This window comes from Rhizobium sp. SU303 (genome assembly GCF_021052345.1).
GTDB classification, from domain to species: domain Bacteria; phylum Pseudomonadota; class Alphaproteobacteria; order Rhizobiales; family Rhizobiaceae; genus Rhizobium; species Rhizobium laguerreae.
Map to the genome: position 1 here is coordinate 4109141 of NZ_CP088095.1, position 26892 is coordinate 4136032.

Annotated in this window: 23 protein-coding genes and 1 riboswitch; of the genes, 12 read left to right on the forward strand and 11 right to left on the reverse strand. The window is 61.1% G+C overall.

The window, feature by feature from the left end:
• Positions 1–45: 45 nt before the first annotated feature.
• Entirely contained in the window at positions 46–1338 is a 1293-nt protein-coding gene (locus tag RlegSU303_RS20295) for an ABC transporter substrate-binding protein (RefSeq protein ID WP_028742366.1), read from the reverse strand.
• 203 nt (positions 1339–1541) lie between these two features.
• On the opposite strand from RlegSU303_RS20295, the gene RlegSU303_RS20300 reads away from it, so the two are divergent.
• From RlegSU303_RS20300 to RlegSU303_RS20310, 3 genes are all read left to right on the forward strand, one after another.
• Positions 1542–2549 carry a Gfo/Idh/MocA family protein gene (locus RlegSU303_RS20300; RefSeq protein WP_131710230.1) on the forward strand — a complete coding sequence of 336 codons (1008 nt, stop codon included), beginning with the start codon at positions 1542–1544 and terminating at the stop codon, positions 2547–2549.
• A gap of 9 nt (positions 2550–2558) precedes the next feature.
• Complete coding sequence (locus RlegSU303_RS20305) at positions 2559–3557, forward strand: LacI family DNA-binding transcriptional regulator (protein ID WP_017962223.1); 999 nt, start codon at positions 2559–2561, stop codon at positions 3555–3557.
• Positions 3558–3657: 100 nt separating this feature from the next.
• Positions 3658–5901: a glycoside hydrolase family 2 protein gene (locus tag RlegSU303_RS20310; RefSeq protein WP_131623663.1), complete on the forward strand. Its 2244-nt coding sequence runs from the start codon at positions 3658–3660 to the stop codon at positions 5899–5901.
• A 110-nt stretch (positions 5902–6011) separates the two neighbouring features.
• Here RlegSU303_RS20310 and RlegSU303_RS20315 read toward each other — a convergent pair whose 3' ends face one another.
• The 4 genes from RlegSU303_RS20315 to RlegSU303_RS20330 all read right to left on the reverse strand — a co-directional run bounded on the left by RlegSU303_RS20315 (position 6012) and on the right by RlegSU303_RS20330 (position 10439).
• Positions 6012–7127: an ABC transporter ATP-binding protein gene (locus tag RlegSU303_RS20315; protein ID WP_131718779.1), complete on the reverse strand. Its 1116-nt coding sequence runs from the start codon at positions 7125–7127 to the stop codon at positions 6012–6014.
• Positions 7128–7130: 3 nt separating this feature from the next.
• Positions 7131–8078, reverse strand: coding sequence for a carbohydrate ABC transporter permease (locus tag RlegSU303_RS20320; protein WP_131710449.1), 948 nt, complete (start codon positions 8076–8078; stop codon positions 7131–7133).
• Positions 8075–9028 carry a carbohydrate ABC transporter permease gene (locus tag RlegSU303_RS20325; protein ID WP_017960063.1) on the reverse strand — a complete coding sequence of 318 codons (954 nt, stop codon included), beginning with the start codon at positions 9026–9028 and terminating at the stop codon, positions 8075–8077. Before RlegSU303_RS20325 ends, RlegSU303_RS20320 begins: the two co-directional genes overlap by 4 nt.
• Before the next feature lie 151 nt (positions 9029–9179).
• Positions 9180–10439: an ABC transporter substrate-binding protein gene (locus RlegSU303_RS20330; protein WP_131718778.1), complete on the reverse strand. Its 1260-nt coding sequence runs from the start codon at positions 10437–10439 to the stop codon at positions 9180–9182.
• 404 nt (positions 10440–10843) lie between these two features.
• On the opposite strand from RlegSU303_RS20330, the gene queC reads away from it, so the two are divergent.
• Genes queC through queE form a run of 3 tightly spaced genes read left to right on the forward strand, consistent with a single transcriptional unit; the run spans position 10844 to position 12635 of the window.
• Positions 10844–11554, forward strand: a complete 711-nt coding sequence (gene queC, locus RlegSU303_RS20335; RefSeq protein WP_017962228.1) for a 7-cyano-7-deazaguanine synthase QueC — start codon at positions 10844–10846, stop codon at positions 11552–11554.
• Positions 11554–11910, forward strand: a complete 357-nt coding sequence (gene queD / locus RlegSU303_RS20340) for a 6-carboxytetrahydropterin synthase QueD (protein ID WP_025396142.1) — start codon at positions 11554–11556, stop codon at positions 11908–11910. Before queC ends, queD begins: the two co-directional genes overlap by 1 nt.
• On the forward strand, positions 11907–12635 hold the full coding sequence (queE, locus tag RlegSU303_RS20345; RefSeq protein WP_131624423.1) for a 7-carboxy-7-deazaguanine synthase QueE: 729 nt from the start codon (positions 11907–11909) through the stop codon (positions 12633–12635). The genes queD and queE overlap by 4 nt, the downstream gene beginning before the upstream one ends.
• 18 nt (positions 12636–12653) lie before the next feature.
• Here the strand turns inward: queE and RlegSU303_RS20350 are convergent, their stop codons facing one another.
• The 6 genes from RlegSU303_RS20350 to RlegSU303_RS20375 form a co-directional block, all read right to left on the reverse strand.
• Entirely contained in the window at positions 12654–13877 is a 1224-nt protein-coding gene (locus RlegSU303_RS20350) for an adenylate/guanylate cyclase domain-containing protein (protein ID WP_094087351.1), read from the reverse strand.
• Between the two features lie 104 nt (positions 13878–13981).
• Positions 13982–14956, reverse strand: a complete 975-nt coding sequence (gene nrdF, locus RlegSU303_RS20355; protein ID WP_131718777.1) for a class 1b ribonucleoside-diphosphate reductase subunit beta — start codon at positions 14954–14956, stop codon at positions 13982–13984.
• A 172-nt stretch (positions 14957–15128) separates the two neighbouring features.
• Positions 15129–17333, reverse strand: a complete 2205-nt coding sequence (gene nrdE, locus RlegSU303_RS20360; protein WP_131718776.1) for a class 1b ribonucleoside-diphosphate reductase subunit alpha — start codon at positions 17331–17333, stop codon at positions 15129–15131.
• Complete coding sequence (nrdI, locus tag RlegSU303_RS20365; protein ID WP_017962234.1) at positions 17312–17716, reverse strand: class Ib ribonucleoside-diphosphate reductase assembly flavoprotein NrdI; 405 nt, start codon at positions 17714–17716, stop codon at positions 17312–17314. Before nrdI ends, nrdE begins: the two co-directional genes overlap by 22 nt.
• Before the next feature lie 14 nt (positions 17717–17730).
• A complete protein-coding gene (gene nrdH, locus RlegSU303_RS20370; RefSeq protein ID WP_017962235.1) occupies positions 17731–17952 on the reverse strand; it encodes a glutaredoxin-like protein NrdH in 222 nt (73 codons plus the stop codon).
• Positions 17953–18232: 280 nt separating this feature from the next.
• Positions 18233–18456, reverse strand: a riboswitch (cobalamin riboswitch).
• Positions 18457–18697: 241 nt separating this feature from the next.
• The gene (locus RlegSU303_RS20375; RefSeq protein ID WP_017962236.1) at positions 18698–20929 is read right to left on the reverse strand and encodes a heavy metal translocating P-type ATPase; all 2232 of its coding nucleotides are present in this window, start codon (positions 20927–20929) and stop codon (positions 18698–18700) included.
• Positions 20930–21000: 71 nt separating this feature from the next.
• Between RlegSU303_RS20375 and RlegSU303_RS20380 the strand changes: the two genes are divergently transcribed.
• From RlegSU303_RS20380 to RlegSU303_RS20405, 6 genes are all read left to right on the forward strand, one after another.
• Positions 21001–21423 (forward strand): MerR family transcriptional regulator, encoded by a 423-nt coding sequence (locus RlegSU303_RS20380; RefSeq protein WP_012759112.1) that lies wholly within the window; start codon positions 21001–21003, stop codon positions 21421–21423.
• Between the two features lie 69 nt (positions 21424–21492).
• The gene (locus tag RlegSU303_RS20385) at positions 21493–22728 is read left to right on the forward strand and encodes a TIGR03862 family flavoprotein (protein ID WP_017962238.1); all 1236 of its coding nucleotides are present in this window, start codon (positions 21493–21495) and stop codon (positions 22726–22728) included.
• Positions 22729–22887: 159 nt separating this feature from the next.
• Positions 22888–23847, forward strand: coding sequence for a helix-turn-helix domain-containing protein (locus RlegSU303_RS20390; protein WP_017962240.1), 960 nt, complete (start codon positions 22888–22890; stop codon positions 23845–23847).
• Positions 23848–24012: 165 nt separating this feature from the next.
• The gene (gene adh, locus RlegSU303_RS20395) at positions 24013–25521 is read left to right on the forward strand and encodes an aldehyde dehydrogenase (RefSeq protein ID WP_131629380.1); all 1509 of its coding nucleotides are present in this window, start codon (positions 24013–24015) and stop codon (positions 25519–25521) included.
• Between the two features lie 248 nt (positions 25522–25769).
• Entirely contained in the window at positions 25770–26165 is a 396-nt protein-coding gene (locus RlegSU303_RS20400; protein ID WP_131718775.1) for a DUF779 domain-containing protein, read from the forward strand.
• A gap of 106 nt (positions 26166–26271) precedes the next feature.
• Complete coding sequence (locus RlegSU303_RS20405) at positions 26272–26868, forward strand: DJ-1/PfpI family protein (protein WP_131710379.1); 597 nt, start codon at positions 26272–26274, stop codon at positions 26866–26868.
• The last annotated feature ends 24 nt before the right edge of the window (positions 26869–26892 follow it).

The window sequence follows — 26892 nt, forward strand, 5'->3', positions numbered from 1 at the left end:
GTTGGCGCCGCGTCCCCGTGGTGGCGGAAGAGAGCGTGCCGGAGCTTACTTGACCATGTCGTCGCCGAGCGTTTCCTTGACGTAGTCGACAAGGATCTTCTGGGCGCCGGCGGCATCGGTTTCCTTGCGCAGCAGCGCTTCGGTGGCGCGCGCGACACCTTCCGAGACCGTACCGAAACCGGAGGCCTGCTTCAGGAACACGCCATTCCCGGCCGCGGCATGGATCGGAACCAGTTCCGTCAGCTTCTGGAACTCGGCATTGTCAGCCGCACCCTTGCTGGCCGGGATATTGCCGATACGGGCGGCGTAGGAAACCTGCGTCTCGATCGAGCCGATCTCCATCAGCGCCTTGATTGCCAGTTCCGTATTGGCCGACTTGGAATTGACGGCCCACGGCGCAGCGAGATTGGCAAGTACGTATTGGCCGCTGCTCTGGCCGGGAACCGTCCAGGTGCCGACCACCTTCGTCACGTCAGGGATCGGGTTCTTGCTTTCGCGACCCCAATCGAAAATATAGCACCAGGAGCCGCAGGTGGTGGCGGCAAGCTTGCCTTCCGGGAACATCTGGTACTTCGGCACGACCCAGGGCTCTGGTCCGAGCAACGGCTGCGTCGGCATCAGATCCTTGTCAATCAGTTCCTTGTAGACGTTGAAGACATCCTTGATGCCTTCGCCATTCAGATCGAGCTTGCCGTCGGCATCGACCAACTGCGGCGTCTTGGAACCGACGAGCAGGTGCTGGAAGCCTTCGTCGAAGGCGCCGCTTCCCCAGGAGACGCCGGCCGGAAAGAGCAGGCCGTAGGCGCCGGTCTTCTGCTTGATCTCCGCCGCGCGGTCGAGAAGTTCCTGCCAGGTCTTCGGCTGTTCGGTGGAGATGCCGGCTTTTTCGAGAACGTCTTTGCGGTAATAGATTTCCTGAATGCCGAGCATGAACGGCATCACATAGGTTTCACCATCCGGGCTGACGGCAAGCTCCTTGGCGACGTCATAGAGGTTGGCGTAGCCGTCCCAGGCCTTGAACTCCTTGGTAACAGGCGCGAGGTAACCGGCTTCCACCATGTCGGCGACGGCAGCCGTCGTCGGGATGGAGAACAGGTCGGGCGCGTTGCCGGCGCCAAGCTCGGTCAGGAGCTTGGTCAGATAATCCTTGTCGGGTGCCGGATATTCGATGACCTCGACGGTGACGCCATATTTCTTTTCGATCCGCTCGACCGTCGACTTCATCGCATCGATGCCGGCCTGACCATGATTTGCGATGCGGATTGTTTCTGCCTGTGCCAGCGTCGAAACCGCGCTCAACAGAATGGCGCATAGGCCGCCAAGAACCATTTTCTTCAACGGAAGTCCTCCCTTTTGTAGAGACACGGCGCCCTCCAGCACCGGTCGTGAAAATGTACACGCATTCCAAATGCTGACAAGACGGTTTTTGAAAAGATTCGAACAAGAGCTTTAATTTACTGATATTACTTGCTTATTTAGATATTGCCATTGTCATGCTGTTTGTGTAATCGTGTGCACAACATATTCGGGGAGGAATTTTCATGACTAGGAAATTGCGCCTCGGCGTCATCGGCGCCGGCTTGAAGGCGGCGGAATATGCCGAGAGCTGGGTCAAGATGCCGGAGATCGAATTTGCCGCACTTGCCGACACCACGGCGGCGTCGCGCCAGCGCCTGATCGACGTCTGCCTGGCCGCCGGCACACCCGAACCGAAGGGCTTCGAGGATTATCGCCAGATGCTTGCCGAATGCCGGGGCGAACTCGATATCGTCTACGTCTCCACCCCGCATGCCTTCCACGCCGAGCAGGCAACCGCCGTCGCCGAGGGCGGCCTCGACCTCTTCCTGGAAAAGCCGATGGTGACGACAGTCGCTGAAGCCGAGAGGCTGATCGCCGCGCAGAAAAAGAGTGGCGTCACCATCGTCACCGCCTTCCAGGGCGGCCTGTCGCCGCTGGTGCTCGACACGCGCCGGCGGGCTCTCACCGGCGAGTTCGGCGAGTTGATCGCCATATCGGGCATGATCTGGGAAAGCTGGTCGTCCAACTACGACGGCCACTGGAAGCAGCAGCCTGATATCTCCGGTGGCGGCTTCATGTTCGATACCGGCGCCCATATGATGAACACGGTCTGCCTGCTCGCCAATTCCGATTTCGACAGCGTGTCGGCCTATATGAACAACCACGGCAGACAGGTCGATATCACCACGGCCGTCTCCGCCCGCCTGAAAAACGGCGCGCTGGCGACATTGACGGCCGCCGGCGAAGGACCTCCGGGCTGCGCCTCCTACATCACCTTCTTCTATTCGAAGGCGATCGTCCGCATCGACGCCTGGGGCGGCTGGCGCGAGATCAATGTCGGCCGCACAGCCGAGCCGCGCGAGGAAGCTGAGATTCTCGGTAATCCGATGAAGAATTTCCTCGCCATTCGCGAGGGAAAGATGGAAAACTCCGGCTCCGTTGAAATGGGCCTCAGATTCGCTAGGCTATGGGATGCAATTAAGGAATCGGCAGCGGCCGACGGCGCTTCCGTCAGGATCGTCGCCCAATAGGCGCCGAAGATGAGCGGTATGAGCAGACGGCGGATCACCTCGAAGGAACTGGCGAAACTCGCCGGCGTCTCGTCCGCCACCATTTCCCGCGCCTTCTCGCCGGATTCACGCATCGGCAGCGCCACGCGCGACCGCATCCTCGCCGTCGCCCGTGAACATGGCTACCAGCCGAACGCGATCGCCCGCTCGCTGAACAATCAGCGCTCGCGCCTCGTCGCCCTGGTCGTCAATGCGATCGGCAACCCTTGCGAGGCCGAGGAGCAGCAGCTTCTCGTCCACCGTCTGCAGGCGAGACAATTGCTGCCGATCATCCTCTGCTGTGCCGATCATTCCGACCGGCTGCAGTTGATGCGCCTTGCCTCCACCTATCAGGTCGATCACGTCGTGGTCTTCTCCGACATGGTGTCGATGCAGGATGCCGTCGATATCTTCCACACGACGAAGCCGATCATCGTCTCCTTCGAGCCGCTCGACAACGAAAACGTCTCCAGCATCCGCATTGACGGCGTTGAGGCCGCCAACGAGATCATCGACAAGATCGTCCGCGACGGCAAAAAGCGTTTCGCCTACCTCTCCGGCACCAATTCAAGCTGGATCGACAAGCTCAGGCGCAAATGGTTCGCCGATGCGTTGGCCAAGCGCGGCTTTGCGTTCGAGGCACAGGCCTTCGGTGACTACTCCTATGAGTCCGGCTTCAAGGAAGCCGTGCTCCTGCTGCACCGGGATAAGGTCGATGCCATCATCTGCGGCAACGACGTCATGGCAATCGGCGCACGCGATGCGGCCCGCCGGGTACTCGGCAAGAACACGCCTGATGATATCGCCATCGTCGGCCAGGACGGTATTGCCATGGCTGCCTGGGATTGCAACGACCTCACCACGCTAAGCCTCGACCACGTCGCCTTCATCGATGCCGTCGTCGAATTGATCGAACGCCATGACGCCGAGATCGAAGGTCCGCACAGCATCACGCTCACCTGCACCGCCCGCTGGGGCTCAACCGCCTGACAGCTCGCACCCATTGCATCAAGGAGGAATACCATGACTCAATTTTCACGCGCCGAATGGCGCCGCACCATCCCTGATGCCGTAACCGGGAGAGCCTGAAATGCGTTCCGTCGTTTCCTTCAACGAAGGCTGGAGTTTTCACGAGGGCTTCGGCCAGCGTTTGCTCGAAGCTTTCGATGCGGCCAAGTCGGTCAGCCTGCCGCATACCGCCGTCGAACTGCCCTTCAGCTATTTCGACGAGACCAGCTATCAGCGCGCCTTCACCTATCAGAAGGTGCTGCGCTGGCTGCCGGAATTCGAGGGCCGCGAGGTCTCGCTCGTCTTCGACGCCGCCATGGCTGACAGCGTCGTCTACCTGAACGGCGAAGAAATCATTGCCCATAAGGACGGCTACACTCCCTTCGAGGCCCGCCTCACCGGCAAGCTCGTCAAGGGCGAGAACCTCGTCACCGTCAAGATCGACGGCAGCGAGAACCCCGACATTCCGCCTTTCGGCGGCCGCATCGATTATCTGACCTATGCCGGCATCTACCGCGACGTCTGGCTGAAGGTCACCGACCCGGTCTCGATCCGCAATCTCAAGATCGAAACCACTGACGTTCTTCGCCCGGAGAAATCGGCGACCATACGCGTCGACATCGCCAACCCCGAGGGCCGCAACTTCTCGGCGACCGTCACCGCCACGCTGAAACAGGCCGACGGCACGGTGGTCGCCACTGCCGCGACCGAAACGATCGGCAGCCGCACCACGCTCTCCTTTGGCGGCCTCACCGGCATCGCCCTCTGGGACATCGCCGATCCCACGCTCTATGACGTCACCGTCGAGCTCAGGACCGAACACGGCTCCGACCGTGTCTCGACTAGGTTCGGCTTCCGCACCGCCGAATTCACGCCGGAAGGGTTTCTCCTCAACGCCAAACCGCTGAAGCTGCGCGGCCTCAACCGTCATCAGGCCTTCCCCTATGTCGGTTATGCCGCCGGCCGCTCCGCCCAGGAGCGCGACGCCGACATCATGAAGACGGTGCTGAAGTGCAATATCGTCCGCACCTCGCATTATCCGCAGTCGAAATGGTTCCTCGACCGATGCGACGCAATCGGTCTGCTGGTTTTCGAGGAGATCCCCGGCTGGCAGCATATCGGCGATGCCGAATGGCAGCAGGAATCGATCGAGAACGTCCGCCGCATGATCGAGCGCGACTGGAACCATCCCTCGATCATCATCTGGGGCGTGCGCATCAACGAGTCGCAGGATAATCACGATTTCTACGCCGAGACCAATCGCCTCGCCCGTGAACTCGACAGCACCCGCCAGACCGGCGGCGTGCGTTATCTCACCGAGAGCGAGCTGCTCGAAGACGTCTACACGATGAACGACTTCATCCTCGGCAATGAAGAGCTGCCGGGCGCCAACCGCCCGCGCACCGCGCTGCGCGCCCAGCAGGAAAATACCGGACTGTCGCACAAGGTGCCGTACCTCATCACCGAGTTCAACGGCCACATGCACCCGACGAAGATTTATGACCAGGAGCAGCGTCAGGCCGAGCATGTGCGCCGGCACCTGGAAGTGCTGAATGCCGCCTATGGCGATCCCGATATCTCCGGCGCCATCGGCTGGTGCATGTTCGATTACAACACCCACAAGGATTTCGGCTCCGGCGACCGCATCTGCTATCACGGCGTCATGGACATGTTCCGCGAGCCGAAATTCGCGGCCTATGCCTATATCAGCCAGTGCGACCCTTCCGAGGAGATCGTCATGAAGCCGGTGACCTTCTGGGCGCGCGGCGAACGCAATATCGGCGGCGTGCTGCCGCTGATCATTCTGACCAACTGCGACGAGGTGGAGCTGCAATATGGCGTGCTCAGCAAGCGCATCGGTCCGGACCGCGAGAACTACCCGCATCTGCCACATCCGCCCGTCGTGCTCGACCATCGTCATTTCACTGCCGACGAGCTTGGCACCTGGGGTCTCGAATGGATCGACGGCACCTTCACCGGTTATATCGGCGGCGAGCCGGTGGCCAGCCTGACGCTGGCGGCCGATCCATTGCCGACGACCCTGGAAGTGGTTGCCGATAGCCCCACGTTGAAAGCCCGCGAACGCGACAGCACGCGCGTCATCATCCGCGCCCTCGACCAGTGCGGCCAGCGCCTGCCCTTCATGAACGACAGCATTTCGCTGAAGGTGCACGGCCCGGCAAGGGTCGTCGGCCCGACCAACGTGCCGCTGCAGGGCGGCACCGCCGGTTTCTGGCTGGAGGCGACGGGGTTCACCGGCGAGATCACCGTCGAAGCGGTTTCCACGCGTTTCGCGCCGGTGACGCTCGGCGTGACGGCTGCCTAGCGCATAACCCCGAAAATCGAAATCGATTTTCGGAAAGGAATTATGCGCAAACTCAAAGTGTTAGAGCGTCCTTAGCGCGTCTTTAGAGACGCGCGGCGCTCTAACGGTCGTCAAGCGATCCGTGCCTGGCTATCGGGATCGAAGAAGACGGCCTTGTCGAGATTGAATGCGAGGCGGGTGTTTTGTCCTGGAGCGATGCCGGTATCGGCGCGCAGGCGGGCGACGACGGATTTGCCGCCGAGCTTGGTGACGGCGAAGGTGTCGGAGCCGGCAGGTTCCACCACCTCGATCAGGCAGTCGCCCTCAGTCAGCGAGCGCGCCTTGCGGTCGGCGCCATCGGGATCGGTCAGCGCCTCCGGCCGGATGCCGAAGATCACCTGCTTGCCGGTATAGGCAGTCAGGCCGTTATTGCCTGAGACGACCGGGAGCCTCAGCGGGGCGGCATTCGGCCGCTCCAGCGAGACTTCCAGCCCGCCGGCGCCGTTTTCGACGGTGGCGTTCAAGAGGTTCATCGCCGGCGATCCCATGAAGTCGGCAACGAAGATGTTGGAAGGGCTGTTATAGATCTCGGCCGGCGTGCCGAACTGCTGCAGCACGCCGTCCTTGAGCACGGCGATCTTGGTCGCCAGCGTCATCGCCTCGATCTGGTCGTGGGTGACATAGACGAAGGTGGTGCCCATGCGCTGATGCAGCCGCTTGATCTCGGTGCGCATGTCGACCCGCAGCTTGGCATCGAGATTGGAGAGCGGCTCGTCGAACAGGAAGACCTGCGGATTGCGCACCAGCGCCCTCCCCATGGCGACACGCTGGCGCTGGCCGCCGGAAAGCTGGCTCGGCTTGCGGTCGAGCAGATGGCCGATCTGCAGCATGTCGGAGACCTGGGCGATCGCCCTGGCACGCTCCTCCTTCGGCACGCCGCGGATCTCCATGCCGAAGGCGATGTTGCCCGCCACCGTCATGTTCGGGTAGAGCGCATAGGACTGGAACACCATGGCGATGTCGCGCTTCGAAGGATGCAGGCCGCTGATGTCGCGCCCGTCGATCCTGATATCGCCAGAGGTGATCGTCTCCAGCCCGGCAATGGTGTTGAGCAGGGTGGACTTGCCGCAGCCGGACGGGCCGACCAGCACGAGAAAGCCGCCCTTTTCGAGTTCGAGGTCGATCCCCTTGAGAATGTCGACGGCGCCGAAGCGCTTTTTGAGACCGGAGATTTCGAGGAAGGCCATGGATTACCCTTTGACAGCGCCCGCCATCAGACCGCGCACGAAGTAGCGGCCGGCGAGGATATAGACGATGAGCGTCGGCACGGCGGCGATCATCGCAGCCGCCATATTGACATTGTATTCGACGACGCCCGTCGAGGTGTTGACGACATTGTTCAGCGCCACCGTCATCGGCATGGATTCCCCGGTGCCGGCGTAAGCCGAGGCAAACAGGAAGTCGTTCCAGATATTGGTGAACTGGTAGATCACCGTGACGACGATGATCGGCAGCGAGTTCGGCAGCATGATGCGGCGGAAGATCTGGAAGAAGCTGGCGCCATCGACCTGGGCGGCCCTGACCAGCTCGGTCGGAAAGGCCTCGTAGAAATTGCGGAAGAACAGCGTGGTGAAGCCCAAGCCATAGACGACATGCACGAAGACCAGATTGACCGTCGGATTGCCGAAGCCGAAGTTGAAGCCCGTGGCGTTCTGCAGCGTCATGCCGAAGCGGCCGAGACTGCCGAGGATCGTTGCCATCGGCAACAGCACCGACTGGAACGGAATGAAGCAGGCAAACAGCATCAGCCCGAACACCAGTGTGTGGCCGGGAAAGCGCCATTTGGTCAGCACATAACCGTTCAGCGCCCCCATGATGGTGGAGATTGCCACAGCCGGCACCACCATCTTAATCGAGTTCCAGAAGTAGCCCTTGATACCGGCGCAGGTCAGCCCGACGCAGGTCTCGCCCCAGGCCTTGATCCAGGGATCGAAGGTCGGCGATTGCGGCAGCGCCAGCATGTTGCCGTTCTGGATCTCGTCCATGGTCTTGAACGAGGTCGTCAGCATGACGAAGAGCGGCATCAGATAGAGGACGGCGAAGATCAGCAGCAGGCCGTAGATGACGGTGCGGCCGATCCAGCGGGTATTGTTGTTGTTCTGCGCCCTGTCGGCTGTCGGTGAGATGATCGCACTCATCGCGCCTTCTCCTTCAGTTCGGAATAGAGATAGGGAACGATGATCGCCGAGATCGTCATCAGCATGATGATGGCGCTGGCCGAGCCGACGGCCATTTCGTTGCGCTTGAAGGTGTATTCATACATGAAGTTGGACGGCAGCCAGGCCGAACCGCCCGGGCCGCCCGAGGTCAGCGCCACCACCAGGTCATAGGACTTGATCGCCATATGGGCGAGCACGATGAAGGCGGACAGAAAGATCGGCCGCAGCAGCGGAATGACGATGCGCCGATAGAGCTGGAATGGTGAGGCGCCATCGATCTGGGCGGCCTTCATGATCTCGCCGTCGATGCCGCGCAGGCCCGCCAGGAACATCGCCATGACGAAGCCGGACGCCTGCCAGACACCGGCGATGACGACGGTGTAGATGACGAAGTCCTTGTTCTTGATCCAGTCGAAGTGGAAGCTCGTCCAGCCGAAGTGGTGCAGCGTCTGTTCCAGGCCGAGGCCGGGATCGAGGAACCATTTCCAGGCAACGCCTGTCACAATGAAGGACAGCGCCATCGGATAGAGGAAGATCGGCCGCAACACGCTCTCGCCGCGGATCTTCTGGTCGAGCAGGATGGCGAGGAACAGACCGAGCGCCAGGCAGATGCCGACATAGAGGAAGCCGAAGATCGCCATGTTGGTGATCGAGGTATACCAGGAGGACGGCGGATCGCTCTCGAAGGTCCAGCGCCACAGCCGCTGATAGGCGCGCGCGCCGGTCAGCGCATAGGAGGGAAAGGTCTTGGAATTGGTGAAGGAGAGATAGGCCGTCCAGACGATGAAGCCGTAGACGAAGATGATGGTGATGACGAAGCTCGGCGCCAGCACGATCTTCGGCAGCGCATCCTGCAGCCGGCCCCTCAACGAGATCCCCGTCGATTGCCTCGGCGTCAGAACCGGATCGGTGGTCGCAACGGTGCTCATGGAATGTCATCTCCTTCCCGCAATCGGCCCCGCATGATATCGGGCATGATCGGCTCTCATTGTCCGGGCATGATCATCCCTGCATGATCGGCGCGGAGCCTGAAGCTCCCCCGCGGAGCACGCGGGGAAGCATTTTTAGTCGACAGTGGTCTCAGCGGGCGTCGTCGATCGCCTGGACGAGCTGCTTGACGGCTTCGTCGGAGGTCTTGATCTGGCCGTGGACGAACTTCGAGACGACATCCTTATAGGCATTGGCGATCGCCGGCGGTGCACCGTAGCCTTGGGCCAGCGAGCCGAACAGCGTGCCGCCTTCGTTCGCTGCCTTCAGGTCGGCGATGCCCTTCTTGCCGCAGGCGTCGAAATCGGTATCGGGAACGTCGGTGCGGGCCGGCACCGAACCCTTGACGACGTTGAAGGCCGACTGGAAGCTCTTCGACAGCGTTGCCGTCGCCAACGCCACCTGGGCCGCCTTGCGGTCGTCTGGAACGTTGAACATGCCGAACATGTCGGAGTTGTAGACCACGCTGCCGTCGGTGCCGGGGAAGCGGTAGCACAGGAAGTCGGTGTCCGGCGTCTTCTTGGCGGCGACGAATTCGCCCTTGGCCCAGTCGCCCATCACCTGCACCAGCGCGTCCCCCTTGATGACCATGGCGGTCGCCAGGTTCCAGTCGCGGCCTGAGAAGTTCGGGTCGACATATTTGATGATCGTCGCCAGATTGTCGAAGGACTTCTTCATCGTCTCCGACTTCAGCGATTCCTCGTCGAGATCGTTGAAGGCCTTCTTGTAGAACTCCGGCCCGCCGGTCGACAGCACGATGGAATCAAACATCGTCGCTTCCTGCCAATTCTGGCCGCCAAGCGCCAGCGGGATGACGCCGGCAGCCTTGGCCTTGTCGAGCAGGGCGATCAGATCCTCGAAGGTCTTCGGCTCAGTGCCGCCGATCTTGTCCATCACAGCCTTGTTGATCCACAGCCAGTTGACCGAGTGGACGTTGACCGGGGCAGCAACCCACTTGCCGTCATAGACCGAGAACTTCTGCAGTGCCGCCGGAACCGACTTGTCCCAGCCTTCCTTCTTGGCCGTCTCCGTCAGGTCGCCCATGACGCCGGCCTCGGCATAATCGAGCACGGTATAGCCCAGCATCTGCGAGGCTGTCGGATAGGTGCCGGCCGCCACCATCGCCTTCAGCGCCGTCATCGCCGCATCGCCGCCACCGCCGGCAACCGGCACGTCCTTCCAGGCAAAACCTTCCTTCGAAAGATCCTCCTTCAAGACGTTCAGCGCCGCAGCCTCACCACCAGACGTCCACCAGTGCAGCATCTGCACTTCCTTGACGTCAGCAGCTTGGGCCGCACTGAGGCCAGCCATCATCACGACAGCAACAGCTGCCGAGCTCAAAAACTTGCGCATGAATTTCCTCCCATTGAAAATCGGCGGCAGGACCCTCCCCGCCGCCCGATGTTTACCACCTTGCAGTAGTCAACATGCGGCCGCGCTCCTCCGCGCGGTTAACAATTTAAAGCGTTATAAGCCTTCTGTCGTCAAGTCCTTTCTCGACTCCCGAGAAAAATATGACTACTAGGACATCTGCTTGAATTTCATATGAATTTTTGGATTGCTAACGGAACCACGGCAGCAATCCGGAGGCCGAGGATCTGCAGCTCCTGCTGTCACCGCAGATCAACTTTCCGGTCGGGTAGCCGCCCGGCTGTGATGGCCGACGTTTTAAAACTGTTTGCATGGCGTGTGTTTTGTCCTAGAAGCATCGCGTAATCCGGTCGCAGCCCACCCGGTCAAAACAAGGGATCCAAAATATGAAAACCATCGTCGTCTGCTCCGGCGGACTGGACTCCGTTACGCTTGCCCACAAGGTAGCAGCGGAAAAACAGCTTGTCGGTCTCGTCTCCTTCGACTACGGCCAACGGCATCGCAAGGAACTCGACTTCGCCGCCAGCTGTGCCGCTCGGCTCTCCGTTCCCCATCATATCATCGACATCGCCGGCATCGGCGGTCATCTCAGTGGATCGGCCCTGACCGACAATGTCGAGGTTCCGGATGGCCACTACGCCCAGGAGACCATGAAGGCCACCGTGGTGCCCAACCGCAACGCCATCATGCTGGCAATCGCGTTCGGTCTGGCTGCTGCGCAAAAAGCAGATGCCGTTGCCGTCGCCGTGCATGGCGGCGACCACTTCATCTACCCGGACTGCCGGCCGGGCTTCATCGATGCCTTCCAGTGCATGCAGAACGAAGCGCTGGATGGTTATGCCAGCGTGAAACTGCTTGCACCCTATGTCGATGTTTCCAAAGCGGCGATCGTGGTTGACGGCGAAAAACACGGCACGCCATTCTCGGAAACCTGGTCCTGCTACAAAGGCGGCAAGCTCCACTGTGGGCGCTGCGGTACCTGCGTCGAACGTCGCGAAGCGTTCGATCTTGCCGGCGTTCCCGATCCCACGGAGTACGAAGACCGGGATTTCTGGAAGGCGGCCGTGTCGCGATACTCGGCCACGGAGGTGCGTTGATGTACCGCATCACCAAGGAGTTTCATCTCTCCGCCTCCCATCAATTGGATCACCTGCCGGCGGAACATCAATGTGCCCGGCTCCACGGTCACAACTACATCGTCGTCGTCGAACTGGCTGCGGAAAGCCTGAATGACGACGGCTTCGTTCGTGACTATCACGACCTCTCGCCGCTCAAGCGCTATATCGACGAAACTTTCGATCATCGTCACCTGAACGACGTCTTCGGTCATTCGAAAGTCACCTCCGAATTCCTGGCAAGGCACTTCTACGACTGGTGCAAGCAGCGCTTCCCGGAGACATCGTCCGTTCGCGTCAGCGAGACGCCGAAAACCTGGGCGGAGTACAGGCCGTGAGTGGTGGAACCATTCGCGTCAGCGAGATCTTTGGCCCGACCATACAGGGTGAAGGCGCCTTGATCGGGCTGCCGACGGTGTTCGTGAGGACAGGCGGCTGTGACTACAGGTGTTCCTGGTGCGACAGCCTTCACGCGGTCGACAGCGCGTTCCGGGATCAATGGATTCCCATGTCCCCTGAGGCAATCTGGCACGAGGTCATGAAGCTCTCCAGGGGAAAGCCGCTGACGGTTTCCCTTTCCGGAGGCAATCCGGCGATACAGCCCTTAGGACCGCTGATCGAACTCGGCCATTCCCAAGGATACCGCTTTGCCCTGGAAACACAGGGAAGCATAGCCCAGGGCTGGTTTCGCGATCTCGACATCCTGGTCGTCAGCCCCAAACCGCCATCGAGCGGAATGCTGACGGATTGGGACCAGATCGATACCTGTCTTCAACTGGCGGCCGGCGGACCGGAGGTCGCATTGAAGATCGTCGTCTTCGACGAACCCGACTACGCATTCGCCCAGCAGGCGGGTCAGCGCTATCCGCAAATTCCCTTGTTCCTACAGCCGGGCAATCATACGCCGCCGCCGCCCGAAGACGGCGATGCGCGCATTGATATCGACGGCGTGATGGATCGGATGCACTGGCTTGTCGAAAGGGTGACGGCCGACAAATGGTTTGCAGTCCGCGTACTGCCGCAATTGCACGTGCTGCTCTGGGGAAACAAACGAGGCGTATGAGTCCGCCTGCACTGAAAATTATGCAGCAATACGCTCCGGAAAGGCGAAAACATCGACGGGCTCTCCAAGCCCGCGCAGCGGGAAGGTGCCGAGGCTGTCCATGTCTTGCGCGCAGCCCGCCATTTCGACGAAGGCTCGTGATAGGAGCACCGGACGCTTGACCTCCTTGGTCAGGCTTTCCAGCCGCGAGGCGACATTGACCGCCGGGCCGATGACAGTGAAATCCAGCCGCCGGCGCGAGCCGATATTGCCGTACATGACGTCGCCGACATGCACGCCGACGCCATAACGCAGCGGTTCGCGCCCCATGCGCACGTGCTGCTCGTTGAGCTCAGCCATCGATGTCTGCCCTTCGCGGATCGCCTGCAGCAGATCGAGGCAGGCGGTTTCCTTGGCTAACGGAAAGATCGCCAGCAATCCGTCGCCCATGAACTTCAGGATCTCTCCGCCGTGCCGTTCGATCGGGTCGGACATGGCATCGAAATAGTCGTTGAGCAGATGGATGACATCGTCGCGCGGCCAGAGATCGGAGATTGCGGTAAAGTCGCGCAGGTCGCAGATCATGATCGCCGCGCCAACGGTCGCGCCGCTGCCGCGGGTCGTGACGCCCGACAGGATCTGTTCGCTCGCATGCGGTCCCACATAGGTCTGCAGCAGCGTGCGCGCCATGATGTTCTTCAGCCGGATTTCGCTGACGAGAGTTAATGCCGGCAGCAGGTCGCGCAGGAAATCGACATGCTCGCTGGTAAAACCGCCCGGGCGGCTGGTGGAAAATGTCACGACGTGCCGCTTGCCGAATGTATGCTCGAGGGGCCAGGCGATATACTCCATAAGGCCGTCATCGCGCAGTTCCTGATAGAATGAATCCTCGTCGCCATCGGTTGTGCCTTCCAGCTGTTTGCGCACCTCCTCCGAACCCTGATGGATGGCGTTGACGGGACTGTTCAGAAACTCCGGCGTGTTTTCGATACCATAGGCAAATGTGTCGATCTTCGCCTCCGCCAGGCCTTCTTTCCAGAGGATGCGGGCACCGACCCATTGCGGATGGTTCGTCCTGAAATGCAATGTCGCCCGCGCCACCGGCACCCCTGCCGCCAGCAGCTTCTCGCACATGTCCACCAGGATATTGTCGATGAACCGCTCACCGCGCGTCTCGTTAACCAGCCAGTCGAGAATCCGTCTTCTGCGGATCGGCCACACGCCTTCGTCCGCAATATCGGCCTTGTTCGAAAAGGATTGCATCAAAAACTCCCGCTACGCCACATCATCGGCGAGGACCAAATTTAGTTTCCGCTGAATGTGGGCGATGAGAGAGCAAATGATAAGAGGCAGACAGCGATCAAGCCTCAGAAATCCCAGTCCTCGTCCTCGGTCGCGACAGCCTTGCCGATCACATAGGAGGAACCGGAGCCGGAGAAGAAGTCGTGGTTCTCATCGGCATTCGGCGAAAGCGCTGACAGGATCGCCGGATTGACCTTGCAAGCCTCTGCCGGGAACAGCGCCTCATAGCCGAGGTTCATCAGCGCCTTGTTGGCATTGTAATGCAGGAATTTCTTGACGTCCTCGGTCAGCCCGACACCGTCATAGAGCGCTTCGGTATATTTCGCCTCGTTGTCATAGAGCTCGAGCAGCAGATCGAAGGCGAAATCCTTGATCTCCTGCTTCCGCTCGTCGCCGAGGCGTTCCAGCCCGCGCTGGAATTTGTAGCCGATATAATAGCCGTGCACAGCCTCATCGCGGATGATCAACCGGATCATGTCGGCCGTGTTGGTCAGCTTGGCCCGGCTCGACCAGTACATCGGCAGGTAGAAGCCGGAATAGAACAGGAAGCTTTCGAGGAAGACGCTCGCAACCTTCTTCTTCAACGGATCGCCGGAGCGATATTGCTCCATGATCAGCGCTGATTTCCGCTGCAGGAATTCGTTCTCCTCCGACCAGCGATAGGCATCATCGACATCGGGCGTCGAGCACAGCGTCGAGAAGATCGAGGAATAGGAGCGCGCATGCACCGCCTCCATGAAGGAGATGTTGGAAAGCACCGCCTCCTCATGCTGCGTCACCGCATCCTCCATCAGCCGGATGGAACCGACGCCATTCTGGATCGTATCGAGCAGCGTCAATCCGGTAAAGACGCGGATGGTCAGCTGCTGCTCGACCGGCGTCAGCGTCGCCCAGGAGGGAATGTCGTTGGAGAGCGGCACCTTTTCCGGCAGCCAGAAATTGCCGGTGAGCCGGTTCCAGACTTCGAGATCCTTGTCGTCCTCGATGCGGTTCCAGTTGATGGCGCGCACGCGGCAAGCGGGTTTGATTTGCATGTTCATTAGGTGGTCCCTCTTGAGGAATATGTCTGGGCGCCCCCTCATCCGCCTGCCGGCACCTTCTCCCCGCTGGGGAGAAGAGACTGGTGGCAGCGTCATCCCCAACCAAGTCCCCTCTCCCCAGCGGGGAGAGGGTTAGGGTGAGGGGGCTTCTGGCTCGAGGCCCGATATCAAATCACAGCGTACAAGACACGCAGCCCTGCACCTCGGTGCCGGACAGCGCCATCTGGCGCAGGCGGATGTAGTAGATCGTCTTGATGCCCTTCTTCCAGGCATGGATCTGCGCCTTGTTGATGTCACGCGTCGTTGCCGTATCACGGAAGAACAAGGTCAGAGACAGGCCTTGGTCGACATGCTGGGTCGCCGCCGCATAGGTGTCGATGATCTTCTCCGGCCCGATCTCGTAGGCATCCTGATAATAGTCGAGATTGTCGTTGGTCATGAACGGCGCCGGATAATAGACACGGCCGATCTTGCCTTCCTTGCGGATCTCGATCTTCGAGACGATCGGATGGATCGAGGAGGTCGAGTGGTTGATATAAGAGATCGAGCCTGTCGGCGGCACCGCCTGCAGGTTCTGGTTATAGAGGCCGGAGGCCATCACCGCCTTCTTCAACGCCACCCAATCTTCCTGCGTCGGAATGTGAATGCCTGACGTCTCGAACAGCGCCCTCACCGTCTCCGTCGCCGGCTCCCAGCGCTGCTCCGTATATTTGTCGAAATATTCGCCGGAGGCATATTTCGAGTTCTCGAAGCCCTTGAAGCTTGTGCCGCGTTCGACCGCCAAAAGATTCGAGGCGCGGATCGCGTGGTAGGTCACCGTATAGAAATAGATGTTGGTGAAATCGACGCCTTCCTCGGAGCCGTAGAAGATGCGTTCGCGGGCGAGATAGCCGTGCAGGTTCATCTGGCCGAGTCCGATTGCATGGCTCTCGTCATTGCCCTTCTCGATCGAGGGAACCGAGGAAATGTGACTCATGTCGGAAACGGCCGTCAGGGCCTGGATCGAGGTCTCGATCGTCTTGCCGAAATCGGCCGAATCCATTGCCGCCGCGATATTCAGCGAGCCGAGATTGCAGGAAATATCCTTGCCGAGATGTTTGTAGGAAAGGTCGTCATTATATTCGCTCGCCTCGCTCACCTGCAGGATTTCCGAGCATAGATTGCTCATCGAAATACGCCCGGCGATCGGGTTCGCCCGGTTCACCGTGTCCTCGAACATGATGTAGGGGTAGCCGCTCTCGAATTGGATTTCAGCAAGCACCTGGAAGAATTCGCGCGCCTTGATCTTCTTCTTGGAGATGCGGGCATCATCAGCCATTTCGCGATACTTTTCCGTCACCGAAATCTCGGTGAAGGGCACGCCATAGACGCGCTCCACGTCATAGGGCGAGAACAGGTACATGTCCTCATTGTTCTTGGCGAGTTCGAAGGTGATGTCGGGCACGACGACACCGAGCGACAGCGTTTTGATGCGGATCTTCTCGTCGGCATTTTCGCGCTTGGTGTCGAGAAAGCGCATGATGTCAGGGTGATGGGCATTGAGATAGACGGCCCCCGCCCCCTGCCGCGCGCCGAGCTGGTTGGCATAGGAGAAACTGTCTTCGAGTAGCTTCATGACAGGGATGATCCCCGAGGACTGGTTCTCGATATGCTTGATCGGCGCGCCCGCCTCGCGGATATTCGTCAGCGAAAGCGCCACGCCGCCGCCGCGCTTCGACAATTGCAGCGCCGAATTGATCGACCGGCCGATCGATTCCATATTGTCCTCGACACGCAACAGGAAGCAGGAAACCAGTTCGCCGCGCTGCCTCTTGCCGGCATTGAGGAAAGTCGGCGTCGCCGGCTGGAAACGGCCGGAAATGATCTCGTCGACCATGTCCCGGGCAAGGCCCTCGTCGCCGCGTGCCAGCGCCAGCGCCACCATGCAGATACGGTCCTCGTAGCGTTCGAGATAGCGCTTTCCGTCGAAGGTCTTCAGCGTATAGCTGGTGTAATATTTGAAGGCGCCGAGGAAGGTCGGGAAGCGGAATTTCTTGGCATAGGCTTGGTCGAACAGATCCCGCACGAAATTGAAGGAATACTGGTCGAGAACCTCCTGCTCGTAATAGCCCTCGGTCACGAGGTAATCGAGCTTTTCCCGGAGATTGTGAAAGAACACCGTGTTCTGGTTCACATGCTGCAGGAAATACTGCTTGGCAGCCATTCGATCCTTGTCGAGCTGGATCCGCCCCTCATCGTCATAGAGGTTCAGCATCGCATTCAGCGCGTGGTAGTCGAGCGCTTCCGCCGCTTTCAAAGGGCGTTCGCCGGCGGGATGAGCAAAAGTGTTATGCGGTTTTGCGCCCGCATCCCGCGTCAGAGTTGTTCCCGTGTCCAAAACCGTTCCATTCCGTGTTTGACGTTGGCGACGTCGTCTTCCGTGCCCAGCAGCTCGAACCTGTAGAGATAAGGCACTTGGCATTTCCGCGAGATGACGTCGCCCGCGAGCCCGTATGTCTCGCCGAAATTGCTGTTGCCCGCCGCGATCACGCCGCGGATGTGTCCTCGGTTTTCCGCATCGTTGAGGAAACGGATCACCTGCTTGGGAACGGCACCCTTGCCGCCGTCGCCGCTATAGGTCGGCACAACAAGCACGAAGGGTTCGCGAATTTGGAACGCGTCTGCGCCAATTGGCGGAATGCGCGCCGCGCGCAGTCCGAGCTTGGCGACGAACCGATGGGTATTCTCGGATCGGCTGGAATAATAGACGATCAGCCCCATCGTCTGTCCTCAGCTCAGGAGAGCGCGCTGATCATGTCGGGACGGAAGCCCGCCCAATGCTGCTCGCCGGCGATGACGACAGGCGCCTGCATGTAGCCGAGGCTGCGGACGCGATCGAGCGCTTCGGCATCCTGCGAGATATCGATGATGTCATAATCGACACCCAGGCGGTCCAGAGCGCGGTACGTGGCAGTGCACTGGACGCAGGCAGGCTTGCTGTAAACGGTAATGGACATGATATTCCTCGTGACGACGTGTTTGGGCGCAGGACATCGATCGGAAATCTGTCGATAGCCGTCGAAAAATTCTCTGATGATTTGAGCGATGCGGCTGTTTAGCCGCTGGGCATACTCCGCCCTCTACCTAGCACGGGTGGCGGCCTGAACTGAGATACTGACATGACTTCACCCCGAAGTGGCTCAATACGAAGGTTTCGGCGGCGGAGGTTCGGGCCTGCGAAACGCGATGCGGAGATTCCCCGCAGCCATGCAACGCAATCTTCCGGACACCCCGCCCGTGGACGTTTCGCTCGAGGCAGGTCTCCTGGCTCACGGGTCAAAGCGCCTGCCCAGCCTTCCCGGAGCATCATGCTCCAGTGACCTGAAATCGGACAGTTGCTCGCCGCTTACAGTTGCGGGGGCAGCTCCGGCATTGCCGCGCCATGATGGCGAAACGCACCGAATTCCCGTCTTAGCCATCGATCCCTACGAATCGATGGAACCTCGAACACTAGATATAGTACGCCAATCCAAATTCGCGTCAACGGATGGTTTGTGCATTGCGTTACGACAGGTTTGAAATCGCTACGTTCCTGTGAAAAACATGGATAACGAAAGCTTAAGGAAAGCAGGCTGTGGAGAAAGCCTCGACGAAGAGAGCCGACCCTATGGCCGGTCCCGCGATTTTCGATTCAAGATCAGGCCCGAATCGTCGATAGGACATCCCCCGGTGACGAACGCCGGAGGGAGGAAGTCAGGAATGTTATATCTTTATCCGAAGCAGCCGCAGCGCGTTGATCGTCACCAGCACGGTGGCGCCGGTATCGGCGAGGATCGCCGGCCAAAGCCCGGTGATCCCGATGATCGTCGTCACCAGAAACACCGCCTTCAGCCCGAGTGCGATGGTGATGTTCTGCAGGATGTTGCGCATCGTGCGTTTGGAAAGTTCGATCATTCGCGCCACGTCGCCGACACGTCCGTGCAACACGGCCGCATCCGCCGTCTCCAGCGCCACATCGGTGCCGCCGCCCATGGCGATGCCGATATCGGCCGCTGCCAGTGCCGGGGCATCGTTGATGCCGTCGCCGACCTTGGCGACGATGAAGCCTTCGCGCTTCAATTCGCCGACGACCCGCTGCTTGTCCTCCGGCATCATCTCGCCGCGCCAGTCGATGCCGAGCATGCCGGCAACGGCTGCTGCCGTCCGCTTGTTGTCGCCCGTCAACATCATAGCCTTGACGCCTGCTGATTTGAGGGCGGCGAGCCCGGCCTCGGCATCCTCGCGCGGCTCGTCGCGCATGGCGATCAGGCCGGCCGCAACACCATTGACGAGCAGCACCGACACGCTCTTGCCCTCGTCGTTCAGCGCCGCGATGCGTGCATCCTGTTCAGCACTGAGTGCCCCGCGCTCACGGGCGGCAGGCGGCGACAGCAGGTCCAGCGCCTCGCCGCCGACTTTGCCGCTGACGCCCTTGCCCGGCAGCGCTTCCAGTTCGAAGGCCGGCGGCACAGGAACGCCGTCTGACTTGGCGCGGTTGAGGATCGCCAGCGCCAGCGGATGGCTGGAGCCCTGCTCCAGTACCGCCGCGCGCGACAGCACCTGCGCCCCGCTCAATCCGAAGGAGATGATATCGGTAACCTGAGGCCTGCCTTCCGTCAGCGTGCCTGTCTTGTCGAAGGCGACCATCGTCACCTTGCCGAGCGTTTCCAGCACCGCGCCGCCCTTCATCAACAGCCCGCGCCGCGCACCTGCCGAAAGCGAAGCGGCGATTGCCGCCGGAGTCGAGATGACAAGCGCACAGGGGCAGCCGATCAAAAGGATGGCAAGGCCCTTATAGACCCATTCGCCCCAGGGGCCGGCGAACAGCAGCGGCGGAACGACCGCGACGAGTGCTGCGACCACGAGCACGCCGGGCGTGTAATAGCGCGAGAACCGATCGATGAAGCGTTCGGTCGGCGCCTTCGATTCCTGTGCCTCCTCCACCAGCTTGACGACGCGGGCGATGGTATTGTCGGCAGCGGCGGCGGTGACGCGAACCCTCAACACCGCATCGCCATTCACCGTGCCGGCGAAAACGACGGCATCGACGCCCTTGCGCACCGGCGTGCTCTCGCCCGTCACCGGCGCCTCGTCGATCGCACTCTCGCCTGAGATGATGATGCCGTCTGCAGAGATACGGTCGCCAGGGCGAACCATGATAATGGCGCCGACAGCAAGGCTTTCCGCCGGCACTTCCCGCGTCTGGCCATTGTCTTCGAGCAGCGCATTCTTCGGCACCAAGGCCGTCAGCGACTGGATACTTTCGCGCGCCTTGCCCGCCGCCACCCCCTCCAGCAACTCGCCGACGAGGAACAGGAACACGACGGTTGCCGCCTCTTCGCCGGCATTGATGATGACGGCGCCGATGGCGGCGATCGTCATCAGCATCTCGATCGAAAACGGTGTTCCGGAGAAGGCGGCCATGATGGCGCGCCGCGCGATCGGCACCAGCCCGATCAGCACGGCGACGATGAAGGCATAGGACGCGATCGTCGGCACGAGATGGCCGACGGTATAGGCGGCAACGAGTGCTGCACCCGAAAGGATGGTCAGCCGGCCCTTCCTGCTCTGCCACCAGGGACCGGCCATCGGCGCATGGTCGTGTCCGTGCAGCCCCTCGATTTCCTTCTCGCCATGATCGTGAGGATGATCGTGGTCATGGCCCGCGTGATCGCGGTGATCATGTCCATGGTCGTGACGATGCTGCGCGCCCTGGGTATGCGCAGGCGCAGCGGTTCCGGCAAACGGCGCGACGGAATAGCCGAGCCCGGTCACCTTCTTCTCGATCGCCTTGAGATCGCTGCTGCCATCGTGGCGGACGGTCATCGTGCCCGCCATCACCGAAACGGAAACATCGGCGACACCCGTCAAGCGTCTGACCGCCGTATCGATCTTGGTTGCGCAGGAGGCGCAATCCATGCCGCCAACCCGGTATCGTGTCTCGCTCTCAGCCATGATCCGCTTCCTTGTCAAATAGAAGCATCCCTCCTACATCCTCTAGCGACTAGAGGTGCAAGAGGAAAATCATGAAAAAGATCACCATTGGTGAAGCTGCCCGCCAGAGCGGCGTCAAGGTGCCGACGGTGCGTTATTATGAAAGCATCGGCCTGCTCGCGGCCCCGAGCCGTAGCGAGGGCAACCAGCGCTCCTTCGAGCCTGCCGATATCAGCCGTCTCGCCTTCATCCGCCACGCCCGCGAACTCGGTTTCGAGATCGACGCGATCCGCACGCTGCTCACCCTGCAGGACGATCCGCACCAGTCCTGCGCCTCGGCCGACGCCATCGCCAAGGCCCGCCTCATCGAGGTCGAGCAGCGCATCCGCAGCCTGATGGCGCTGAAGGCCGAGCTGGAAACCATGGTGGAAGGCTGCGGCCACGGCCGCGTCGACCAATGCCGCGTCATCGAGGTGCTCGCCGACCACGGCCAGTGCACGCATCCGCACCACTGATCTCTGCCCTTGCAGGCGGTCCGCGCCCGCGCCAAAACTGCATACAGAGAGAATCGGGCGAAGACATCAATGAACCAGAAGCGGATTGCGATCATCGGCGGCGGCCCGGCGGGTCTCGCGGCTGCCGAACTGCTGTCCCGTTGCGGACATGCGGTGACGGTCTACGACGCCATGCCGACCTTTGCCCGCAAGTTCTTGCTTGCGGGCAAGTCCGGTCTCAACATCACCCATTCCGAGGATTATGCCCGTTTCACCACGCGCTTCGGAGCGGCCTCCCCCCGTCTGCGCCCCGCTCTTGATGCCTTTACCCCCGATGATATCAGGGATTGGGCAGCAGGGCTCGGTACTGAAACCTTCGTCGGCTCGTCCGGGCGGGTTTTCCCGAAGGTGATGAAGGCCTCGCCTTTGCTGCGCGCCTGGCTCAAGCGGCTGGAGGCACAGGGCGCCACACTGCGCACCCGCCACCGCTGGACCGGTTTTGCAGAAGACGGCTATGTTTTCGAAACTCCCGAAGGGCGCAGCATCGTCCATTGCGACGCAGCCCTGCTGGCGCTCGGCGGAGCCAGCTGGCCACGCCTCGGCTCCGATGCTGCCTGGGTGCCTTGGCTGGCCGGCAGGGGTGTGGATATTGACACTTTTCAACCCGCCAATTGCGGCTTCGTCGTCGGATGGAGCGGGAACTTCAGCGGGCGTTTTGCCGGCGAGCCGGTAAAATCAGTCACCGCAACATCCGAGGCCGGTACTTTTCCCGGGGAATTCGTCATCACCGGCAGCGGCATCGAAGGTAGCCTCGTCTATACCCATACGGCCGCGTTGCGCGATCGGCTGCTGAACCATGGCAGCGCCGTCCTGACGCTCGACCTCGCACCCGGCCGCACCATCGCCAGGCTGAGCCGCGACCTTGCCCGGCAGGACGCCAAATCGAGCTTTTCAAACCGCCTGCGCAAGGGCGCCGGCCTCGACGGCGTCAAGGCGGCGCTGCTGCGCGAACTTACTCTCGAGCGCGACCGCACCGATCCCGAACGTCTCGCCGGCATGATCAAGGCGCTGCCGGTGCCGGTGATCGAAACCCGGCCGATCGCCGAGGCGATCTCCTCGGCCGGCGGCATCCGCTGGAGCAGCATCGACGACAACTACATGTTGAAGGCACTGCCGGGCACCTTCGTCGCCGGCGAAATGCTCGACTGGGAAGCGCCGACCGGCGGTTATCTCCTCACCGCCTGCCTGGCGACCGGCCGTGCGGCAGCGCGTGGTATCGAAGCCTGGCTGTCACGGTCGATGCCGATGATCTCGAACCGGATCTAGATCAATGAAATGGCGGATGATGTCGTGCAAAGATCGCTGACACTTTTCAGCATTGTGCCCTGATCGCTTGAGGCGAAGGGGAGGATGGCCGGCGACACGTGCAATTGCAAACCGGCCGCTTTTCCATCAGACTATGCTGAACTTCGGTGGGAGGAGCCGATGCACGAACACTCAGCGCATGCCGAGCACGTCTACACGTCTGCCCAGCGCGATTCTGCGGCAGCCAGTTCTCCTGTTGTCGCCTCATGGCGGCGGTGCATGACCATGCACCAGCTCGCCCCCGAGGACCAGCGGGCTCCACTGCGCCTCACCGACCAGGAATTCCACCGTGCGCGCGAGCAGTCCGAACAGCTGATTGCCAGCGCGACGGAAGAGCTCGATCGTCTCTTTACCACCGTTGGCAGGGCCGGCTGCTGCCTGCTCCTGACCGACAAGAACGGCATCGCGCTGGAGCGCCGGGGGGCTGCCGGCGACGACAAGGAATTCCGAGAACTCGGCCTCTGGACCGGCTCGATCTGGACCGAGGCCAGCATCGGCACCAACGGCATCGGCACCGCACTTGCCGACGAGCGTGCCGTCGCCATTTTCCGCGACCAGCATTTCTTCTGCTCGAATACCAGCCTCAGCTGCACGACGGCGCCGATCCGCGATCATCGTGGGCGGGTGGCAGCAGCCCTCGACATCTCCACATGCCGTGAAGACGTCAACGAGATGACGCTGGCGATCCTGACGCAGACCGTGCGCGATGCGGCGATGCGCATCGAGCTCAACCTTTTCCGCTCGACCTTTACAGGCGCCCGTTTCCTGATGGTCCCGGCCGGCGCCAATTCCGCCGCCGCCCTGCTGGCCGTCGACAGGCACGATCTGGTGCTCGGTGCGACGCGCGCCGCCCGGATCGCGCTGCAGCTCGACGACAAACGTATCGCCGCCGGCATTCCGGCGGCCGATGCCCTGCACGAGGCTGGCGTCTCCCAGCAGGACGAGATCGTCGAGGCAGAGAAGGCGGCACTCTTGCGGGCGCTGTCGCGCGCCAGTGGCAATGTCTCGCAGGCGGCGATCGCGCTCGGCATCAGCCGCGCCACGCTGCACAGGAAGATGAATAAGCTCGATCTCCACTGATCACGGTAAAGGTTCCGCTCCTGAGCAATCGCCACCCGATGCTGTCGCAGGTCTGCGACACTGTGCGCTGCGGTATGGAAGACCCACCCTGTTCCCTCCGCCAAAACATGCACATTTTCCTCCCACTGGTTCGTTTGGAAACCTGGATCATCAAGGGAGGATGACATGCTTCATCAGAAAATCGTCGAGTCGCCATTCAAGCTGAAATACGGCAACTATATCGGCGGCGAATGGCGCGAGCCGGTCGAAGGCAAATACTTTGAAAACCTCACGCCCGTCACCGGCGGCAAACTCTGCGACATTCCCCGCTCCAATGAAAAGGACATCAATCTCGCGCTCGACGCCGCCCATGCGGCGAAGGAAAAATGGGGCCGCACCTCCGCCGCCGAGCGCTCCAATATCCTCATGAAGATTGCCCAGCGCATGGAGGACAAGCTGGAATTGCTTGCCCAGGCCGAGACCTGGGACAACGGCAAGCCGATCCGCGAAACCATGGCGGCCGACATTCCGTTGGCGATCGATCACTTCCGCTATTTCGCCTCCTGCATTCGCGCCCAGGAAGGTTCGATCGGCGAGATCGACCACGATACCGTCGCCTATCACTTCCATGAGCCGCTCGGCGTCGTCGGCCAGATCATTCCTTGGAACTTCCCGATCCTGATGGCGACCTGGAAGCTCGCGCCCGCACTTGCCGCCGGCAACTGCGTCGTGCTGAAGCCCGCCGAGCAGACACCGGCCTCGATCCTGCTCTGGGCCGAGATCGTCGGCGATCTCCTGCCGCCGGGCGTGCTCAACATTGTCAACGGTTTCGGCCTCGAAGCCGGCAAGCCGCTGGCGACCAGCCAGCGCGTCGCCAAGATCGCCTTCACCGGCGAGACGACGACAGGCCGGTTGATCATGCAATATGCCAGCCAGAACCTCATTCCGGTGACGCTGGAGCTCGGCGGCAAATCGCCGAACATCTTCTTCGCCGATGTGATGGCGGAAGATGACGATTTCCTCGACAAGGCGCTCGAAGGCTTTGCGATGTTTGCTCTCAACCAGGGCGAAGTCTGCACCTGCCCGAGCCGCGCCCTCGTCCAGGAATCGATCTATGACCGCTTCATGGAAAAGGCGGTCAAACGCGTCGAGGCGATCAAGCAGGGCAACCCGCTCGACAGTACGACGATGATCGGCGCCCAGGCCTCGACGGAGCAGCTGGAGAAGATCCTCGCCTATCTCGACATCGGCAAGCAGGAAGGCGCGGAAGTGCTGACCGGCGGCTCGCGCAACGATCTCGGCGGCGAGCTGGCGAATGGCTATTATGTCAAGCCGACTATCTTCAAGGGCCACAACAAGATGCGTGTGTTCCAGGAGGAGATCTTCGGACCGGTGGTTTCGGTCACGACCTTCAAGAACGAGAAGGAAGCGCTCGAAATCGCCAACGACACGCTCTACGGTCTCGGCGCCGGTGTCTGGAGCCGCGATGCCAATCGCTGCTACCGCTTCGGCCGCGAGATCCAGGCCGGCCGCGTCTGGACCAACTGTTACCACGCCTACCCGGCCCATGCCGCCTTCGGCGGCTACAAGCAGTCGGGCATCGGTCGTGAAACCCACAAGATGATGCTCGACCACTACCAGCAGACCAAGAACATGCTGGTGAGCTACAGCCCGAAGGCACTCGGCTTCTTCTGAGAGCCGTCCATAAGTGATATGCTGAAAAGCCTTCTCCCGGCGACGGGAGAAGGCCTAGGCTGCTGATGAGTCGGCAACCCCTCTTTCGTCATGCTCCGGCTTGTCCCGAGCATCTGCAGCCGGTTGATATCAAGCAGATCCTCGGCACAAGGCCGAGGATGACGCCGAGTAAAGAGCGAGGTTTGTCAACAGACTGAGCTTTCTCCCCAACACGGGGAGAAGTCCTTGTGTCTTCGGAGGAGGCATCCATGGAAACCACCACCGTCAACGGCGAACTGCGTGTTCTCGCAACCGACGCAGCTCTCGATTTGATTGCAGAAATCAAGCGGGATCATCCCGATATCCTCTTCCACCAGTCCGGCGGCTGCTGCGACGGCTCCTCGCCGATGTGTTATCCGGCTAACGAATTCATGATCGGCGACAGCGACGTCAGGCTCGGCGAGATCGGCGGCGTATCAGTCTATACTAGCGCCAGCCAGTTCGAGGCGTGGAAGCATACGCAGCTGATCATCGACGTCGTACCCGGCCGCGGCGGCATGTTCTCGCTCGACAATGGCCGCGAGAAGCGCTTCCTCACCCGCTCCCGCCTCTTCGGCGGCGGCGAGGCTTGCGCGGTGCCTGATGTGAAGGTCAGGGCGGTCTAATGCTGTTGCCTTATCGGGTGCGAATTTCGCCTGTAGTATTCCCATAGTACCTGCTCGCGGCAGCTCTTTGCTAATCTCCGCCAGTTGGTTTCAAAGGGAGGAAACGATGCCAGCCTCAAAGATCCTGATGATCACGGGTGACTTCACCGAAGATTACGAAACGATGGTGCCGTTCCAGACGCTGCTCGCCTGCGGCTACACGGTCGATGCCGTCTGCCCCGGCAAGAAGGCCGGCGACACCGTCGCCACCGCCATCCACGATTTCGAAGGCGACCAGACCTACTCCGAAAAACGCGGCCATAATTTCGCGCTGAACGCCACCTTCGACAGCGTGCGCGCCGAAGATTACGATGCACTCGTCATCCCCGGCGGCCGTGCACCCGAATATCTGCGCCTCAATGCCGACGTCCTCAAATTCGTCCGGCACTTCTTCGACGCCGGAAAACCCGTTGCCGCCATCTGCCACGGCGCGCAATTGCTTGCCGCCGCCGGCGTTTTGAAGGGCCGCACCTGCTCGGCCTATCCCGCCTGCCGGCCGGAAGTCGAGCTTGCCGGCGGCATTTATGCCGACATATCAATCAGCGATGCAGTCTCGGACGGCAATCTGGTCACGGCGCCCGCCTGGCCGGCGCATCCGTCGTGGCTACGCCAGTTCATGGCCGTGCTCGATGCCGCAGCACTGCTCGAAACCAACGCCGCCTGAGGAGGGCGGCACCGGGGAGGACGA